A 14,464-nucleotide genomic window follows, 5' to 3' on the forward strand; every position below is an offset into this window, starting at 1 on the left:
GAGGTCCAGCCGCACGGCTCGGAATACTTCGACGGCCTGAGCGCGATGACGTGGTGCAGGTAAGGCTACTTCCCCTCCTGCCGACGGACCATCTCGGTGATCCAGATGGGTGCGAACGGGGAGGTGCAGCCCGGGGAGGTCGGGTAGTCCTCGAGCACCTTCAGTCGCTCGCCGATATCGATCGCCCGGGCGCGGTACTCGGGGTGCTCGATCCCGATCTGGGCCAGGCAGGTGTTCATCGCCCATTGCAGGCGCTCCGGGGCGTCTTTCATCCGCGCTTCGATGATGTCGAGCAGGCCGGGGAGGTCGAGACCACCGGGCTTCTTGCTCACCCGGTCGGCGGTCAACCCCCACCCGGCGCTCGCCACCACGGGGTCGGAATCGTCGAACCAGGTCACGCGCAGTTCTTCGGCGTGCGGGTTCTTCTTCACCACATAGCTCGAGAGCCAGTCCTGCACCTTGGGCGTCCGCGCGTCACGCAGCATGGCGTCCAGCTCATCGCGTTCGAAGGCTTTCGGGCGGCAGATCAGCAGCGCCAGCAGGCGCGCCGCGGTGTCACCGGACTCCCACAATCCGCGCGCGAGGTCCTGCTGGGTTTTCAGCCGTTTCGCGACCGCGCGCAGCCGGCCGAGGTTCACGCCGTGATCATCGCCGTGCTTCTCGTTCACGGCGCGGATCTTCGGGTCCTCGAGGTCGGCCAGCTCGGCCAGCACTTCGGCCACGGTCGTCTCGGTCGGCGTCGTCGGGGCCACCTCGGTCTCCTGCCTGTCGGGTGCGGGATACAGCCTAGAACCGGACGTGCTTCCGGTCTCGTACCGCGGCTCCGGGTGGCCGGAACAGGCTCCACGGATCGAGGCCATGACACCGGACTCACGGGTGCGGGCACTCCGGATCCCGGTGATCTCGGCGTCGCCGGCAGAGCACGACCGCGCGTCTGCCGAGGCTCACCGGCGCGCCTCGGCCGCGTACTCGGCTGCCGCCGCGTAGCGCGGGCAGCGGTGCGCGGCATGCACATCCATCACCTGGTGCGCGTGCGCGTAACCACGGATCGGTTCGTGCGAGCGGCAATGCGCGGTGGGATGTTCGGCGGGTAGCGTACGAAGCCCGTCCGCGAGCCGGCGCAGAACCCGGTACCACCCGATGGTGCACGAGACAGTGCGCGCATTGGCGCGGCAGGAGGCGCGCTCGACGGAAACGTTGCGCGGGTTCGCCGCCTGGTGCGGTATTGGAAACAGATAACCTGACAGGTGTTTTCGGCTCCCCACCGCCATCCGCCTGCCGGCGTTCCACAGCAGCCAGGTCTGCAAGCCGTCCAATCGACGAGGTAGAGGCTCGGTCGGCAGCGTGCGGGTATTCCTGGAGACCGCCACCGAACCGCAGCGTTGACAGTCGATGAATTCAGCGCACCGGCGGCGGAGAACGAGCAGGTCATCTCGGATCCGAAAACATATACCCCTCGCGCGATCCGGGCCGATCGACGACCATTGGACAGGTGATCTGCCCGCACTGCGCCAAGAGTCTGCTGCGCCGCGAGCGCACCGGACGGCGGTGTCGGGCGTGCCGGCGGGAATTCGCGCTGGAGCCGAAGGAAAGCCCGGCGCGGATGCATGATCTGCGGATGCGTCGCCTGACCGAAAAGCTCGGCGACGGTCGCGGTCTGCGCTATACCCCCACCCAGCTGTGGTACGCGGCCACGCGCCGGGATCTGCCGAGTGTGGACCGCGGTTACAAGGCCGCGCTCGGTTGGGCGTGCGGGATCATCCTGGTGGGCGGGTTCCTCTGTGTTGTCAGCGGTGTGGTTCCGGTGTTGCCGGGGATCGGCACAGGCGCATCGCTGCTGATCGGAATCCCCCTGCTGCTGACCTTCGCCAAACCGTGGTTCCGGCAGCGGACGACGGTGCGGATACCGGTGACGCCGCGGGAATTCCGCACCGGAGTGTTCGACCGCTGGGCACAGATCTACGGCGGGCCGCCGTCCGGAATGGTGACCGAGGACATTCCGCTGCCCGCGGTGCGGCAACCGCGACTGGCCCTGTTGTGCGCGGACCGTTCGGTACTCGCCTGTCTCGCCGCGAACAACGCCGCCGAGGTATGGGAGATGGCATTGGCCGATCGCGTGGACCGGTTGCCGCCGGAGGTGCCGGTTCTCGTCCTGCACGATGCCGGTCTGCCCGGTGTCGGATTCGGCGCGCGTGCCCGGGACGCGTTGGGCTCCCGGGCAATCCTGATCGGGCTGTCCGCGAAGTCGGCGCTCGCGGCCGGCTCGGCGGTGCGGTTACGGGAGCTGCCGGACCCGGCGGCGCCGCCCGTGCCGGAGTGGGCTGCCGGGTCCGCGGCCGAGCGGGACTGGCTGGCCGACGGCTGGTGGTCACCGGTCGGGGCGCTGCCGCCCGCGGCGCTGCTGGGCGTGGTGGCGCGCGGGGTCGAGCGGGTACAGGAGGCCGCCGACCCGGACCGGCAGCGCGCCCGCGAGATAGGCTTCCTGACGTGGCCGAACAGTTGACACCGGCCCGGTGGACGCAGCGGGTACTTGGTCGGCTGCTACCGGTCGCGGCATCCCGGGCCGCCGCGCCGAGCGGAATCCGGTTCACCGAACGCCAGCTCTACTACGGACTCTGCCGGCTGCTCACCCCGGCGCCCCCGCTCCCGCGCCGGGTCGCGTTCACCGTCCCGGCACCGCTGTCCTTCGCTACTTTCCGCACCGCGCTCGCCCGGCACGGCGAGATTCCCGGCCTGCTCACACCGGCACCACCTCGGACGGCGCCCCCGGGAGCGCACACTCCCGAACCCGACCTGTTCGACTACGGCCTGCCGCGCCTGCTGATCTGCGAATCGCACACCGTCGCGCATATGCTGCGCGCCAACGGTCTGCCGATGGAATCGGCGACACCGGTACTCAGCGCGGCCGAACTGCCGTTACACCCGGGTGTGACGGCAATGCTCGCCCGCGGCTCGGGTGATGTCTACGTCCTGCACGAAGCGGGCGCGGCGGGCCTCACGTTTCCCGCCCGACTGCCCGAACTCGCCGGGATTACCGCGGGTCTGCGCGTGGTGCCGCTGGGCCTGCGGCCCCGGCAGGCCATGGGACTGCATCTGTTCCACATCGACGGCTCCGCGGTCGATTCGGGGCGATCCCTTGACGCGTCCTCGGTATCGGATTCGCCGGGACCGGTATTCGATGGTCCGGCACTCGATGGTCGACGATCGATCAACCCGGGCCGAGGCGACGAGCCGGGCCCCGGATTCCTGGACGAGCGGGAACAGGCCTGGCTGCGGCGCGGCCGGATCGTCGAACTCGACGCGGTCCATCCCGCCGTCCTGCTGCGCTCGGTGCATCGGCTGGTCCGCGGTGTACGCACCCCGCCACCGCCGCTGGTGGAGCTGCGGCACGCCCGCCGCAGCGGGTTCCTGACCTGGCCCGCCGCCTGAGCACCCGCCGCACGAGAGGAGGCCGCTGTGCCCCGATACCAGCATCTCGCCTATACCGATGAACTGCTCGCCGACGACACCGTGCACCGGCGCTACGCCGACGGGAGACAGGAGTGGCGGCGACGCGGCCCGGGCGCCACGATCACCTGGCAGGACGACCGGGGTGGTTCCGGGGTCGACGAACCGCTGGGCCGAAGGATCGTCAAACGCACCCTGCGCGACGGTTCGGTCCGCTACGGACGCGAATCCGGTTACGGCCGGACCCTGTGGAGCGACAGCGTATTGACGGTCAACCGTTCGTCCTTCGGCGGCAGGCTCGGCACGATCCTCGCCGGCGTCGCCGGTGGCGCCATGCTCGGCGCGCTGGTGATGCCCCCGATATCGCTGACTCCGGAAGAAGAAGAGGAACTGCGCAACCAGGCCGCGCAATCCGGCGGCGGTGGCGGCGGAAGCGACGGCGACTACGGCGACTGGGGCGACGGATACGGTGACGACGACGATTTCGGGTGAGTGCTGAATGTCTCGATGGTGTGCGTTCCTGACCGGTGACGATCCATCCGCCCACTTGCGGGCCGTCGGTGGTGAGCCGGTCACGGTCCGCGGCGGGCACGCCCTGGGCCTGCTGGACGGACCGGGCACGGCACGCGGGCCCTTCGTCGCCGGCGAGCTGAGCGCGGTCGGTGAGGTCACGCTGTTCAACGCCGACCGGCTGCGCGCCCGTCTCGGCGCCCAGGCCCCACCGCCCGGCCGGTCCGACGGTGAACTGCTCCTGCGCTGCTACGCCCGTTTCGGCATCGCGGGCCTCGCCGCCGCCGAGGGAATGTTCGCCCTCGCCATCACCGACGGACCCGACCTGGTGCTCGCGCGCGATCATCTGGGCACCCGCACTCTCTTCCACGCCCGTTCGGCGGCGGGCTGGGCCGCCTCGACCTCGTTACGCGCGCTGAGCCGCTGGCCCGCCCTGCGCACCGGTCTGCACCTGCCCGCGGTGCGGTCCTTCCTGACCTTCGCCTACCTACCCGGACGGGAAACCCTGCTGCGCGATATCCACGAGGTGCTCCCCGGCCGCTGTGTGCGGCTGCGCCCGGACGGCACCTCCGACGAGCACACGTTCTGGGAACCGCGCGAGACCGCGGACGAACGGTCCGTCGACGAACACATTTCGGCGCTCCGTGCTCTGCTCGAAGACGCCGTCGCCCGGCGGCTTCCACCCGGTGAACCCGTCGGCGTGTTGCTGTCCGGCGGGATCGACAGCAGTCTGGTCACCGCGCTCGCCGCGAAAGCGCACGACCGGGCCGTCCATACCTATTCGATCAGTTTCGGCGCCACCGCCCCGGACGAACTCGGCTACTCCGGGCTCGTCGCGGCGCACTGCGGTACCGAGCACCGGGTGCTCACGGTGCCCGGCGAGACGATCGCCGCCCGGCTGGCGGATACGGTGGGCCTGCTCGACTGCCCGGTCGGTGATCCGCTCACCGTGCCGAACCTGATGCTCGCCGAAGCCGTGGCCGCCGACGGAATCCGCGTCGCGCTCAACGGAGAGGGCGGGGACCCGGTGTTCGGCGGCCCCAAGAACCTGGCGATGCTGATCTTCGAACTGTCCCGTGAGGACCCCGATCCCGATGCCCGCGCCCGCGCGTACCTGGACAGCTATCGCAAATGCTACGGCGACCTGCCCACCCTGCTGACCCCGGAGACACTCGCCGCGCTGGCCGGAGCACCGTCCCCGGTCGAACACGTCGCTCCCTACCTGCGCGAGGGCCGGATGACCGGCCTGCTCAACCAGCTACTGCACACCAACCTGCGCACCAAGGGCGCCCACCACATCCTGACCAAGGTGGAACGCCTGACCGCCGCCAGCGGAATCGAGGGCCGCGCACCACTGTTCGACCGCGCCGTCGTCGACCATTCCTTCGCCGTCCCGGCCACCGCGAAACTCGCGGGCACCAGCGAGAAATGGATCCTCAAGGAGGCCGTGCGCGATCTGCTGCCGCCCACGATCGTCGACCGCCCCAAGAGCGGTATGCGGGTTCCGGTGCAGCAGTGGCTGGACGGCCCGCTCCGCGATCCGGTCCACGACCTGCTGCTCGGCCGCGCCGCACGCGCCCGCGGACTCTTCCGGCAGGACACCGTGCGTGCCTGGTTGCGCCGCGAGGGAGCGCTGCTGCCCCGGCAGGGCGGCAAACTGTGGCTGGTGCTGTCGCTGGAATTATGGCTTCGTTCGTTCGACGTGGGACCGTGACCGCCGTCCGCACGTCCGGTACCGAGGAGTCAGCCCGATGACCGAGCCGCGCATCAAGAACCATGCCGACGACGAGAACGAGATCCACGACCTCGCCGAATTCCGGGACGCGGGCCGCAATGTCGTGACACCGGTGGCGCGGTTCGCGCCCGAGGTGGCCGGGGTCGTGGTGGACGCGTTCGCGCAGATCGTCCGGACCGCCAAGGCCACCCGGTCGGCGAGCACACCCGACGCCCAGGGCATCGTGCGCGCGCAGACCTTCGAAGAAGGCGATGTCTACCTGCTGGAAACGCCTTTCGAAGGTTTCTTCGCCGACCGCTACCTCATGGATTTCTACGACGCCGCCGAACGCGGCATCTGCTCGCGGATGCACCTGCACACCGGGCTGCGCTTCGTCCGCATGATGACCGGCCCCGCCACCCATATCCGGGTCGGCGCGCTGTCCCCCTTCGTCGTCACCGACGTCCCCGGAGTGACGCCCTTCCGGCCCGAGTGCTTCACCGATGACCTGCCCGACACCCCGCCCGGCGTGCACCGCATCCGGTACAACCTGATCGTGCCGCCGTGCTCGTTCGTGGATATGCAGATTCCTCGCGGCGTCAGTCACCAGTTCAATGCCGTCGGCCCGAACGCGGTGATCGATTCGGTGCACCCGGAGGAGTCCATCGAGGTGCTGCGCGAAGGAATGGCGGGTTACAAGATGATGGCCCAGACCGTGTTTCTCGCCCGGGAGCTACCGGACGCCGCCACCTGCACCGACCTCACGCCCGACAGATCCTGACCGGGTTGCGGAACCGGGGCCGCGCCCACGGGCGGAACCGATTCGTCGGTCCCCGGCCTTGATCGCCGTACGCGCACGAGGACTCTGCGCTCCCGATGCGGTGCCGTATGTTCGGTCGGGATATGACGACTCTTCTGCTGGCGATGGCGGGGCTGGCGTTCCTCGACTCTCTCGACGTGCTGCTGATCGGAGTCACCACCGCCGTCATCATCGACAGCCGGCTCGCCCGGCGTTCGCCACTACCGGGCGGCCTGGCCTTCCTCGGCGGTGTGTTCGTGCTCACCACCACCTTCGGCCTGGCCACGGTCCTGGGGCTGAACTGGCTCACCGAACTCCTCGACTTCCGGCTCACCCCCACCCTCCGCTTCTGGGGTGAACTCGCGGCCGGCACTGTGCTGCTCGCCCTGGCCTGCGTGCGCACCACCGGCACCGCCGACCCACCGGAATGGACGATCACCCTGCGCCGGCGGCCCGCAATGCTCGCGCTGGCCGGAATGGCGATCGGCTTCGCTCAGGCCCCGACCGCCATCCCCTATCTGACCGCGCTGGCGATGCTGTCCTCGCACCAGCCGCCGCTCTCGGGCTGGCCGGTCATCGTGCTCGTCTACTGCGCCCTGGCCCTGCTTCCACCGCTGCTGGTCCTCGCGCTGGCATTGCGGCGCACCCCGCGGGCCCAACGGATCTACCGGCGGGTGGTACGGGCCCTGGCCCGCGTCGGCCCCGTCACCGTCCGGGTCCTGTTCGCCGCGCTCGGCGCCGCACTGATCATCTATGCCCTCGTCTACGCCAGAGCGGAACTGCCGCACTGAACTCGGCGCACCTCACCGAGCCGTGCTTCGCCGCCGTGTTCTCCTACGCCGACCGAGCGGCGGGTAGCCAGTGCGCCGATCCGGCGCACAGCGCGGGCGCACGCTGATCACCGCGCCCGCGGACTTCCGGAACCCGTCGACCCCGGGCCGGGCCGGGCCGGCTCGACGACCGGGAAGGATACGCGGGTGAGCTTCTCGGAGATCTCCCAGATGCGGTCCGCGTCGTCCTCGCCGCGCAGCCGGGAGTAGAGAGCCTGTTCGGCGGGTGGGCCGGACAGGTGCCGGAAACCGCTGGGACCGTATAGGCGTGCGCCGCGCGCGTCCGGTGCGGTCGCGGCCACCAGGGCCGGGAGCAGGGCGGTTTCGACCGTCCCGACGAGGATGCCGCGGCGGGACAGCGCACGGATGGCACGGACCGCGACGGTGTCCTGTGCCCGCCCGACCTCGGGACGCGCGGCCAGGAGACTGGTGGGAACGACGCCGGGATGGGACAGATTGCTGGTGATCCCCCAGCCCGCGGCCCGGCTCCGCCGATCCAGTTCGAGCCCGAACAGGCCGAAAGCGATCTTGGACTGGCTGTACGCGCGGCGGCCGTGGTAGGACCGTTCCCAATTCAGGTCGTCCCAGTTGATGGCGTTCTCGTTCGCGGCGATACTGATCTGCGAGGTCACGCGCGCACTTCCCGCGCGCAGCAGGGGCAGCAGATGGGCGACCAGGGCGAAATGCCCCAAGTGGTTGCTGCCGAACTGTAGCTCGAAGCCGTCGGCGGTGGTCTGCCGGTCCGGTGGAGTCATCACGCCGGCGTTGTTGACCAGGATATGGATCGGCCGGTTCTCGCCGCGCAGGGTGTCTCCCAGTGCGGCCACCGAGTCCAACGAGGACAGGTCGAGGTCCCGCAGGGAGACGACCGCTTCCGGATGCTGCCGCTCGATCTTCGCGACCGCCGTTTCGCCTTTGCGCGGGTTCCGGACGGGCATGACGACCTCGGCGCCGGCGGCGGCGAGGCGGGTCGCCAGGGCCAGCCCGACCCCGTCGCTGGCGCCGGTGACGACGGCGAGCTTCCCGGAGAGGTCGGCAACGGTGACGTCCGGTCGTGTGCGTGCCATGTGCTGCTCCTGATTTCGGTGGTGGATGTGAACCCAGGTTGCGCGCGCACCACGGTGATATCCACGGCCTCTCGATCCCAGGCAAACGAGGCCGGGGCGCGGCACAGTGAAGGGGGATCGACGATCCCAGGTAGCGATTCGGCACCGAGGGCAGACTGAAGAGCACCGGACCGGAGGAGGAAGCAGTCGTGATCGATCGAACGGGGCTCGCCGAGTTCCTCCGCCGCCGCCGGGAATCACTGCAACCCGAAGACGTCGGTCTCCCACGCGGGCAACGGCGTAGAACCGCCGGTCTGCGCCGCGAGGAAGTCGCCACGCTGTGCCACATCTCCACCGACTACTACAGCCGGCTGGAGCGGGCGCGCGGACCACACCCGTCCGAGCAGATGATCGCCTCGATCGCGCAGGGCCTGTATCTGTCCCTCGACGAACGCGACCACCTCTTCCGCCTCGCCGGGCACAACCCACCCGCGCGCGGCGCCACCAGCGAACACATCAGTCCCGGCCTGCTCCGTATCTTCGACAGGCTCCCCGATACGCCAGCCGAGATCGTCACCGAGCTCGGCGAGACACTCCGGCAGACCCCGCTCGGCGTCGCGCTCACCGGCGACACCACCCGATACACCGGCCCGGCCCGCAGCATCGGCTACCGGTGGTTCACCGACCCGGCGACCCGGGCCCTGTACCACCCGGACGACCACGCGCTGCACTCCCGCGTCTTCGCCGCCGGACTACGCAAGATGGTCACGCTCCGGGGGTCCGGTTCACGGGCCGCTCACCTCATGGACCTCCTGCTCGACGGCAGCGAAGAATTCCGCACCGTCTGGAACCGGCACGAGATCGGCATCCACTACAACGGTGTCAAACGCTACGCACACCCCGAGGTCGGCGCCTTGGAACTGACCTGCCAGACACTTCTCGACCCCGAGCAGTCCCACCTGCTCCTCGTCTACACCGCCGTCCCCGGCAGCGAGAGCTACGAGAAACTCCGGCTTCTCTCCGTCATCGGCGCCCAGCAGATCATCCCCGGGACGCCTCCGGCCGGCTGACCGACGGGAACAGCGGGTTACGCGGTGTCCGCCGGCTCATCGGTTCGCATTCTGTACAGAAATCGCAGACGCGGGTGTTGTCGGCGGACAGCTCGTCTATCGTGTTCTCGTCCCGCGCAGGCATACAGGAGAATGAGCGGGTGAGGAAGGAAAGCGTTTCACAGGGTCCGGGGCCGATGGTTCCGGTGCCGCGGCGCACCGGCAGTTTCCGGTTCTGGCTGGCCGAACAGCGCTGGGAGTGGTCCGACGAGGTCGCGGCGCTGCACGGGTACGCCCCCGGCGAGGTGGAACCGACCACCGAGTTACTGCTGGGACACAAGCATCCCGAGGACCGCGGTGGGGTCGCCGACACGTTGGCGATGGTGGTGAGCACCGGTGCGCCGTTCAGTAGCCGCCACCGACTCATCGATACGGCCGGCCAGGTGCACCACGTACTGGTCGTCGGGGATCAGATGCTCGACGACACCGGCGCGGTGACCGGTACCACCGGCTACTACATCGATATCACCGACACTCTCGGCGAAGAGCGCCAGGACGCCCTCGACGCCGCGATACCGGGGATGGTCGCGGCGCGGGAGCTGATCGAGCAGGCCAAGGGCGCGGTTATGGTGATCTACGGAATTTCGGCGGAACAGGCGTTCCGGGTGCTGATCTGGCGGTCCCAGGAGACCAACACCAAACTCCGCGATCTGGCCGCCAAACTGGTCGCCGCGGTGGGCGGGTTCGGCGGCGCCGAAACCGCCACCCGCACCCGCTTCGACCATCTCCTGCTCACCGTCCACGAATGGCCCGAGCTGTGACCGCAGCCGGAAATCACGCCGGGGTTCGGCGGCGGAACAGCATCTGATCGGCGTCCGGACGCGAAACGGCCCCCACCGGAGTGGGGGCCGTTTTCACTCGGTCGCGGTCGCTACTAGTCGCTCTGGAAGTAGCTCAGCAGGCGCAGGATCTCCACGTAGAGCCAGACCAGGGTGACCGTGAGGCCCAGGGCCACACCCCAGGCGGCCTTCGGCGGGGCCTGGGCGCGGATGAGCTGGTCGGCGGCGTCGAAGTCCAGCAGGAAGCTGAACGCCGCGATGGCGATGACGACCAGGCTGAAGATGATGGCGATGGGGCCGCCGTCACGCAGGCCGAAGCCGCCGTCGGTGAAGAAGCTCGCGATCAGGTTACCGACCACCAGGACCAGGATGCCGATCATGGCGCCGATCAGCATGCGGGTGAAGCGCGGGGTGACCCGGATGGCGCCGGTCTTGTAGACGACGAGCATGCCGGCGAACACGCCGAAGGTGCCCAGGATGGCCTGGCCGATCATGCCCGCGCCGCCCGCGCCACCGAAGCTGATATCGGTGAACATGAACGAGAGGGCGCCGACGAAGACGCCTTCGGCGACCGCGTAGGAGAGCACCAGCGCCGGGTTGTCGGCCTTGTTGCCGAAGGTGGCGACCAGCACCAGAACCAGGCCGATGAGACCACCGCCGATGACGAACAGCGGCGCGAGGCCGCTGTTCGCGCTGGTCAGCAGGTAGGTGACCAGCGCGGACAGCGCGAGGACACCCAGCGTGATACCGGTCTTGGTGACCACGTCGTCGATGGTCAGCGACCGGGTCGGCGCCTGCGGGTAGGGCTGCTGATACTGCTGCGGGTGCTGCTGGTTGCCGTACTGGTAGCCCAGCTGCCCCGCGCCGGCGGCAGTCGAGCCGAAGCCCGCGTAGCCGGTTTCCTGCCGCGGCAGATTCTTGAATACCGGATTGCTTGTGGCGCGCACCGCAAATCCCTTTCTCGGAGTTCGTTGGCCATACCGGAGCACGACCGTCGGCTCGAGCTGTTACTCGATATCCAACTGTCCATCCAACGATCACGACCCCCGGTGGAGTTCCCGGGCGAGACGACAAGACAGACAAACCGGACCTTACCGCCGGTCGGGCCCGGATGGACCACGGACCGCGATACCGGCCGACGACCGGAGGCCGCGCGCGACCTCGCCGAATGCCGCTACCTGCGGTTCACGGAGTGTCCGATGCAATTACGCAAGGGTCTTGCCTATAATCCGGAGGCGCCCCGGCGGCGCACACCTTCCACTCGGCAGAACACGGAAACGAGATCACATGGCCACAAGGGCTCTCCTCCACCGGCGCGGCGCCAGGGCACTCGTACTGAGCGTGGCCGCCGGCTGCGCCGCCGCGTTCCCCGCGCCGGCCACCCCCGTCACCGCGGCACCACCACCGGAGATCGCCTGCGGCTGGAGCCCGCGGATCGGGGCGGATACGTTCAACGTCGCCTTCCCGGACACCTTCGCCAATTACTGGATGACCCTGATACCCGCCGCGCCCGGAACGAGCGTGACCCTGCATGGCGAATACCCGCACGCGCGGTACATGTCGTTCGTCTCGTATTCGGCCGGAACGGCCACCGGCGTCCTGACCGATACAGCGATCGCGCCGGACGCCGGCTCGGTGAATCCTTTCCCCGCCGGAGCCGACCGGCAGAGCGCGAACCGCTCCTACACGATCCGGGTGGTCGCCGGAGACCGGCCGGGGAACCCCGAACCCAATACCCTCTACGCCCGCGCCACCGACGGCGTGATCCCGGTGATCTACCGGATATACCGGCCCGATGCCGGGCGCGATTCGATGGGCGGAACCGGACTACCGCGGACCACCGTGCACACCTCCGGCGGCGCTGCGGTCGAACTCGCCGACTGCGGGACGAACACCAGCGATTCCGACCCGCACGGCGTGTTCGTCGAGGGCCGCGCCCGGCTGGGCCGTGGGCGAGCCACACCACTGCCGCACGCGCCGCAATGGGCCGGACGCGAAGGCGGGAGACTGTTCCCCAATCCCGACAACAAGTACCTGGCCACCCTGGTCGATTCCGGCCGGACCGCGGTGATCCGCGGCCGCCTACCCGAAACTCCCGATACATTCTCCGGTGCGGCGCGGATGGCGCCCGCCCAACTGCGGTACTGGTCGATGTGCAGCGGCGACGTCCCATCGACCAGCACGCTGGGCTGCCTGGTCGACGACGAGATCCAGGTCGACGAAAACGGCGAGTTCACCATCGTGGTGTCCGCCCCGGAGCACCGGCCGGACCCCAGTTGCCACCTCGCCTGGCTACCCGCGAACTCCGGCGAGACCCTGCTGATCATGCGGAACATGTTGCCCGCCGCGGACTTCACCGGTTCGGTTCAGAACGCCGATCCGGAAGACCCGGAACCGGGGCTGGGCCCCTACTATCCGACACTCACCTACGCGGCGGCTACCGGCGAGACGGCCGGGCTCTGCTGACCTCGCCCGCGCCGAGGCCACCGGTGGCGCGCTCGGTGAGCAACCGGCTCGGCGAGAATCGTCGCCATGACCGAGTCCACCGCCGCGGCATCATCGTCGGCCGTGCTGCTGTACCGGCTGACCCGCGCCACCAGCGTCCGGCTGGCCACCGCGTTCGCCGCCGCGGGTATGCCCGACCTCCATCCACGGCACGCTCTGCAATTCTTCCCGCCGCTGCTCGCCGGCGGGCAGCGGGTTTCGGAGCTGGCGCCACAGATCGGGGTCACCCGGCAGGCCACCGCGCAGGTGGTGGGCACGCTGGAACGCGGCGGCTATCTCGTACGCGTCGCGGACCCCACCGACCGGCGGGCCAAACTGGTCTGCCTGACCGATCGCGGACGCGCGGCGTTCGGAGTGCTGCGCGACAGCATGATCACGGTGGAACAGGACTGGGCCCGGATCCTGGGCGCCGGGCGCGCGGACGAATTCCGGGAAATACTGGCATTGCTGCTCGAGGAATCCGGTAGCGGCGGCGGGCCACTGGCGGGCTGATCCGCGGCGGCGCGCTACATCACCATCACGAGGATCACAATGATGATGAGCAGCCCGATCAGCAGCCCGATGGTGACGGCCAGGGTCGGACTGAGTTGCCGCGAAGCGGGCCGCGGGGTAGGCGCCGCGACCGCGGCGGGGCGCGGCGGCTGCGCCTGCGCGCGCCGGGGCAGGGGGCCGGAGCGGGGGCTGCGCAGGCCGGCGGCGGAGTTGCGGGCCGCCCAGGCGGGGATGGTGCCGTCCTCGGTCCGCACCGGGGCGCCGAGGATATTGCTCGCGGCGCCGGGACCGAAAGCGGCGGCGAGGATCTCGTCACGCGCCTCGGCCATGGTGGGGCGGCGCTGCGGGGCCGGCTCCATCATGTGCAGTAGCGCCCGGGTGAGCACGCCGCTGCGACTCGGCGGAATGATCTGCGCCATGGCGGCGCGTTCCACGATGGCGCCGGTGTCGTCGTCCATCCCGAACGGCGGCTGCCCCTCGATGGCGGTGTAGAGGGTGGCACCGAGGGAGAACACATCGCTGGCCGCGGTGGGCTGGGCACCGCGCGCGACCTCGGGCGGCAGATAGGCGGGCGTACCGGTGATCATTCCGTCCGGTTCGTCGGCGGCCTCGGCGATATTGCGGGAGATACCGAAGTCGCTCAGCTTCGCCATCCCGACCCCGGGACCGCGATCGGCGACGAGGATATTGCCCGGTTTGATATCGCGGTGCACGATCCCGACATGGTGCGCGGCGGCCAGCGCGTCGGCGACCTGGGCGCCGATCTGGGCCACCTCGATCACCGGGAGGGCGTTGACCAGGGCGAGCGCGCGGGCCACGCTGCGTGAGGGCAGATGCTCCATCACCAGCCAGGGCTCACCTGCCTCGATCACCACGTCGTAGACGGCGATGGCGTGCTCATGGGACAGCTTCGCCGCGACCCGGCCCTCGTGCACGATCTGATCGCGGACCCGCCGGGCCTGGGCCTCGTCCATACCGGCGGTGGACAGCACCTGTTTGATGGCGACGTCGCGGTCCAGCAGCCGGTCACGGGCCTCCCATACGGCTCCCATACCGCCACCGCCGAGCTTGGACCGCAGGCGGTATCGGCCGGCCACCAGATAGTCGGGGCCGACGATGGGACGGGGGCGATCGATCATGGGTGTGAGACTAGCCGAATTCGGTGGTAGCTGGCCGGATTCGGAGCCGGGCCGCGCCACACGTGACTTCGTTCACCACAGTGGGTTCGCCGCG

General features: G+C 69.6%; 15 protein-coding genes. 10 read left to right on the forward strand and 5 right to left on the reverse strand.

Annotation, left to right across the window (positions count from 1 at the left end):
- Window positions 1-65: 65 nt before the first annotated feature.
- Together NF4_RS16320 and NF4_RS16325 are read right to left on the reverse strand one after the other, a co-directional pair.
- Window positions 66-752, reverse strand: coding sequence for a DNA alkylation repair protein (locus NF4_RS16320; protein ID WP_063128325.1), 687 nt, complete (start codon window positions 750-752; stop codon window positions 66-68).
- Window positions 753-944: 192 nt separating this feature from the next.
- Window positions 945-1,307 carry a hypothetical protein gene (locus tag NF4_RS16325; RefSeq protein WP_157120353.1) on the reverse strand — a complete coding sequence of 121 codons (363 nt, stop codon included), beginning with the start codon at window positions 1,305-1,307 and terminating at the stop codon, window positions 945-947.
- A 311-nt stretch (window positions 1,308-1,618) separates the two neighbouring features.
- On the opposite strand from NF4_RS16325, the gene NF4_RS39795 reads away from it, so the two are divergent.
- The 6 genes from NF4_RS39795 to NF4_RS16355 all read left to right on the forward strand — a co-directional run bounded on the left by NF4_RS39795 (window position 1,619) and on the right by NF4_RS16355 (window position 7,261).
- On the forward strand, window positions 1,619-2,503 hold the full coding sequence (locus NF4_RS39795) for a hypothetical protein (RefSeq protein WP_157120355.1): 885 nt from the start codon (window positions 1,619-1,621) through the stop codon (window positions 2,501-2,503).
- Complete coding sequence (locus NF4_RS16335) at window positions 2,488-3,429, forward strand: hypothetical protein (RefSeq protein WP_232330501.1); 942 nt, start codon at window positions 2,488-2,490, stop codon at window positions 3,427-3,429. Before NF4_RS39795 ends, NF4_RS16335 begins: the two co-directional genes overlap by 16 nt.
- A gap of 27 nt (window positions 3,430-3,456) precedes the next feature.
- Window positions 3,457-3,939 carry a hypothetical protein gene (locus NF4_RS16340; RefSeq protein WP_063128183.1) on the forward strand — a complete coding sequence of 161 codons (483 nt, stop codon included), beginning with the start codon at window positions 3,457-3,459 and terminating at the stop codon, window positions 3,937-3,939.
- A gap of 7 nt (window positions 3,940-3,946) precedes the next feature.
- Window positions 3,947-5,671: an asparagine synthetase B family protein gene (locus tag NF4_RS16345; protein WP_063128184.1), complete on the forward strand. Its 1,725-nt coding sequence runs from the start codon at window positions 3,947-3,949 to the stop codon at window positions 5,669-5,671.
- A 37-nt stretch (window positions 5,672-5,708) separates the two neighbouring features.
- Window positions 5,709-6,452 carry a hypothetical protein gene (locus tag NF4_RS16350; RefSeq protein ID WP_063128185.1) on the forward strand — a complete coding sequence of 248 codons (744 nt, stop codon included), beginning with the start codon at window positions 5,709-5,711 and terminating at the stop codon, window positions 6,450-6,452.
- Window positions 6,453-6,574: 122 nt separating this feature from the next.
- Window positions 6,575-7,261 (forward strand): GAP family protein, encoded by a 687-nt coding sequence (locus tag NF4_RS16355; RefSeq protein WP_063128327.1) that lies wholly within the window; start codon window positions 6,575-6,577, stop codon window positions 7,259-7,261.
- Between the two features lie 107 nt (window positions 7,262-7,368).
- Here NF4_RS16355 and NF4_RS16360 read toward each other — a convergent pair whose 3' ends face one another.
- Window positions 7,369-8,367 (reverse strand): SDR family oxidoreductase, encoded by a 999-nt coding sequence (locus NF4_RS16360; protein ID WP_063128186.1) that lies wholly within the window; start codon window positions 8,365-8,367, stop codon window positions 7,369-7,371.
- Between the two features lie 188 nt (window positions 8,368-8,555).
- Here NF4_RS16360 and NF4_RS16365 point away from each other — a divergent pair, with 188 nt between their 5' ends.
- Together NF4_RS16365 and NF4_RS16370 are read left to right on the forward strand one after the other, a co-directional pair.
- Entirely contained in the window at window positions 8,556-9,416 is an 861-nt protein-coding gene (locus NF4_RS16365) for a helix-turn-helix transcriptional regulator (protein ID WP_063128187.1), read from the forward strand.
- A 176-nt stretch (window positions 9,417-9,592) separates the two neighbouring features.
- Window positions 9,593-10,216, forward strand: coding sequence for a PAS and ANTAR domain-containing protein (locus NF4_RS16370; RefSeq protein ID WP_063128188.1), 624 nt, complete (start codon window positions 9,593-9,595; stop codon window positions 10,214-10,216).
- Window positions 10,217-10,329: 113 nt separating this feature from the next.
- On the opposite strand, the gene NF4_RS16375 is transcribed toward NF4_RS16370, so the two are convergent.
- Window positions 10,330-11,181: a Bax inhibitor-1/YccA family protein gene (locus NF4_RS16375; RefSeq protein ID WP_063128189.1), complete on the reverse strand. Its 852-nt coding sequence runs from the start codon at window positions 11,179-11,181 to the stop codon at window positions 10,330-10,332.
- Window positions 11,182-11,521: 340 nt separating this feature from the next.
- On the opposite strand from NF4_RS16375, the gene NF4_RS16380 reads away from it, so the two are divergent.
- A complete protein-coding gene (locus NF4_RS16380) occupies window positions 11,522-12,700 on the forward strand; it encodes a hypothetical protein (protein ID WP_157120357.1) in 1,179 nt (392 codons plus the stop codon).
- Window positions 12,701-12,766: 66 nt separating this feature from the next.
- Window positions 12,767-13,231 carry a MarR family winged helix-turn-helix transcriptional regulator gene (locus tag NF4_RS16385; RefSeq protein ID WP_063128191.1) on the forward strand — a complete coding sequence of 155 codons (465 nt, stop codon included), beginning with the start codon at window positions 12,767-12,769 and terminating at the stop codon, window positions 13,229-13,231.
- Window positions 13,232-13,245: 14 nt separating this feature from the next.
- Here the strand turns inward: NF4_RS16385 and NF4_RS16390 are convergent, their stop codons facing one another.
- On the reverse strand, window positions 13,246-14,370 hold the full coding sequence (locus tag NF4_RS16390; protein ID WP_063128192.1) for a serine/threonine-protein kinase: 1,125 nt from the start codon (window positions 14,368-14,370) through the stop codon (window positions 13,246-13,248).
- Window positions 14,371-14,464 lie beyond the last annotated feature (94 nt).

The sequence above is a fragment of the Nocardia fusca NBRC 14340 genome (assembly GCF_001618425.1).
In the GTDB taxonomy this organism is placed as follows: domain Bacteria; phylum Actinomycetota; class Actinomycetes; order Mycobacteriales; family Mycobacteriaceae; genus Nocardia; species Nocardia fusca.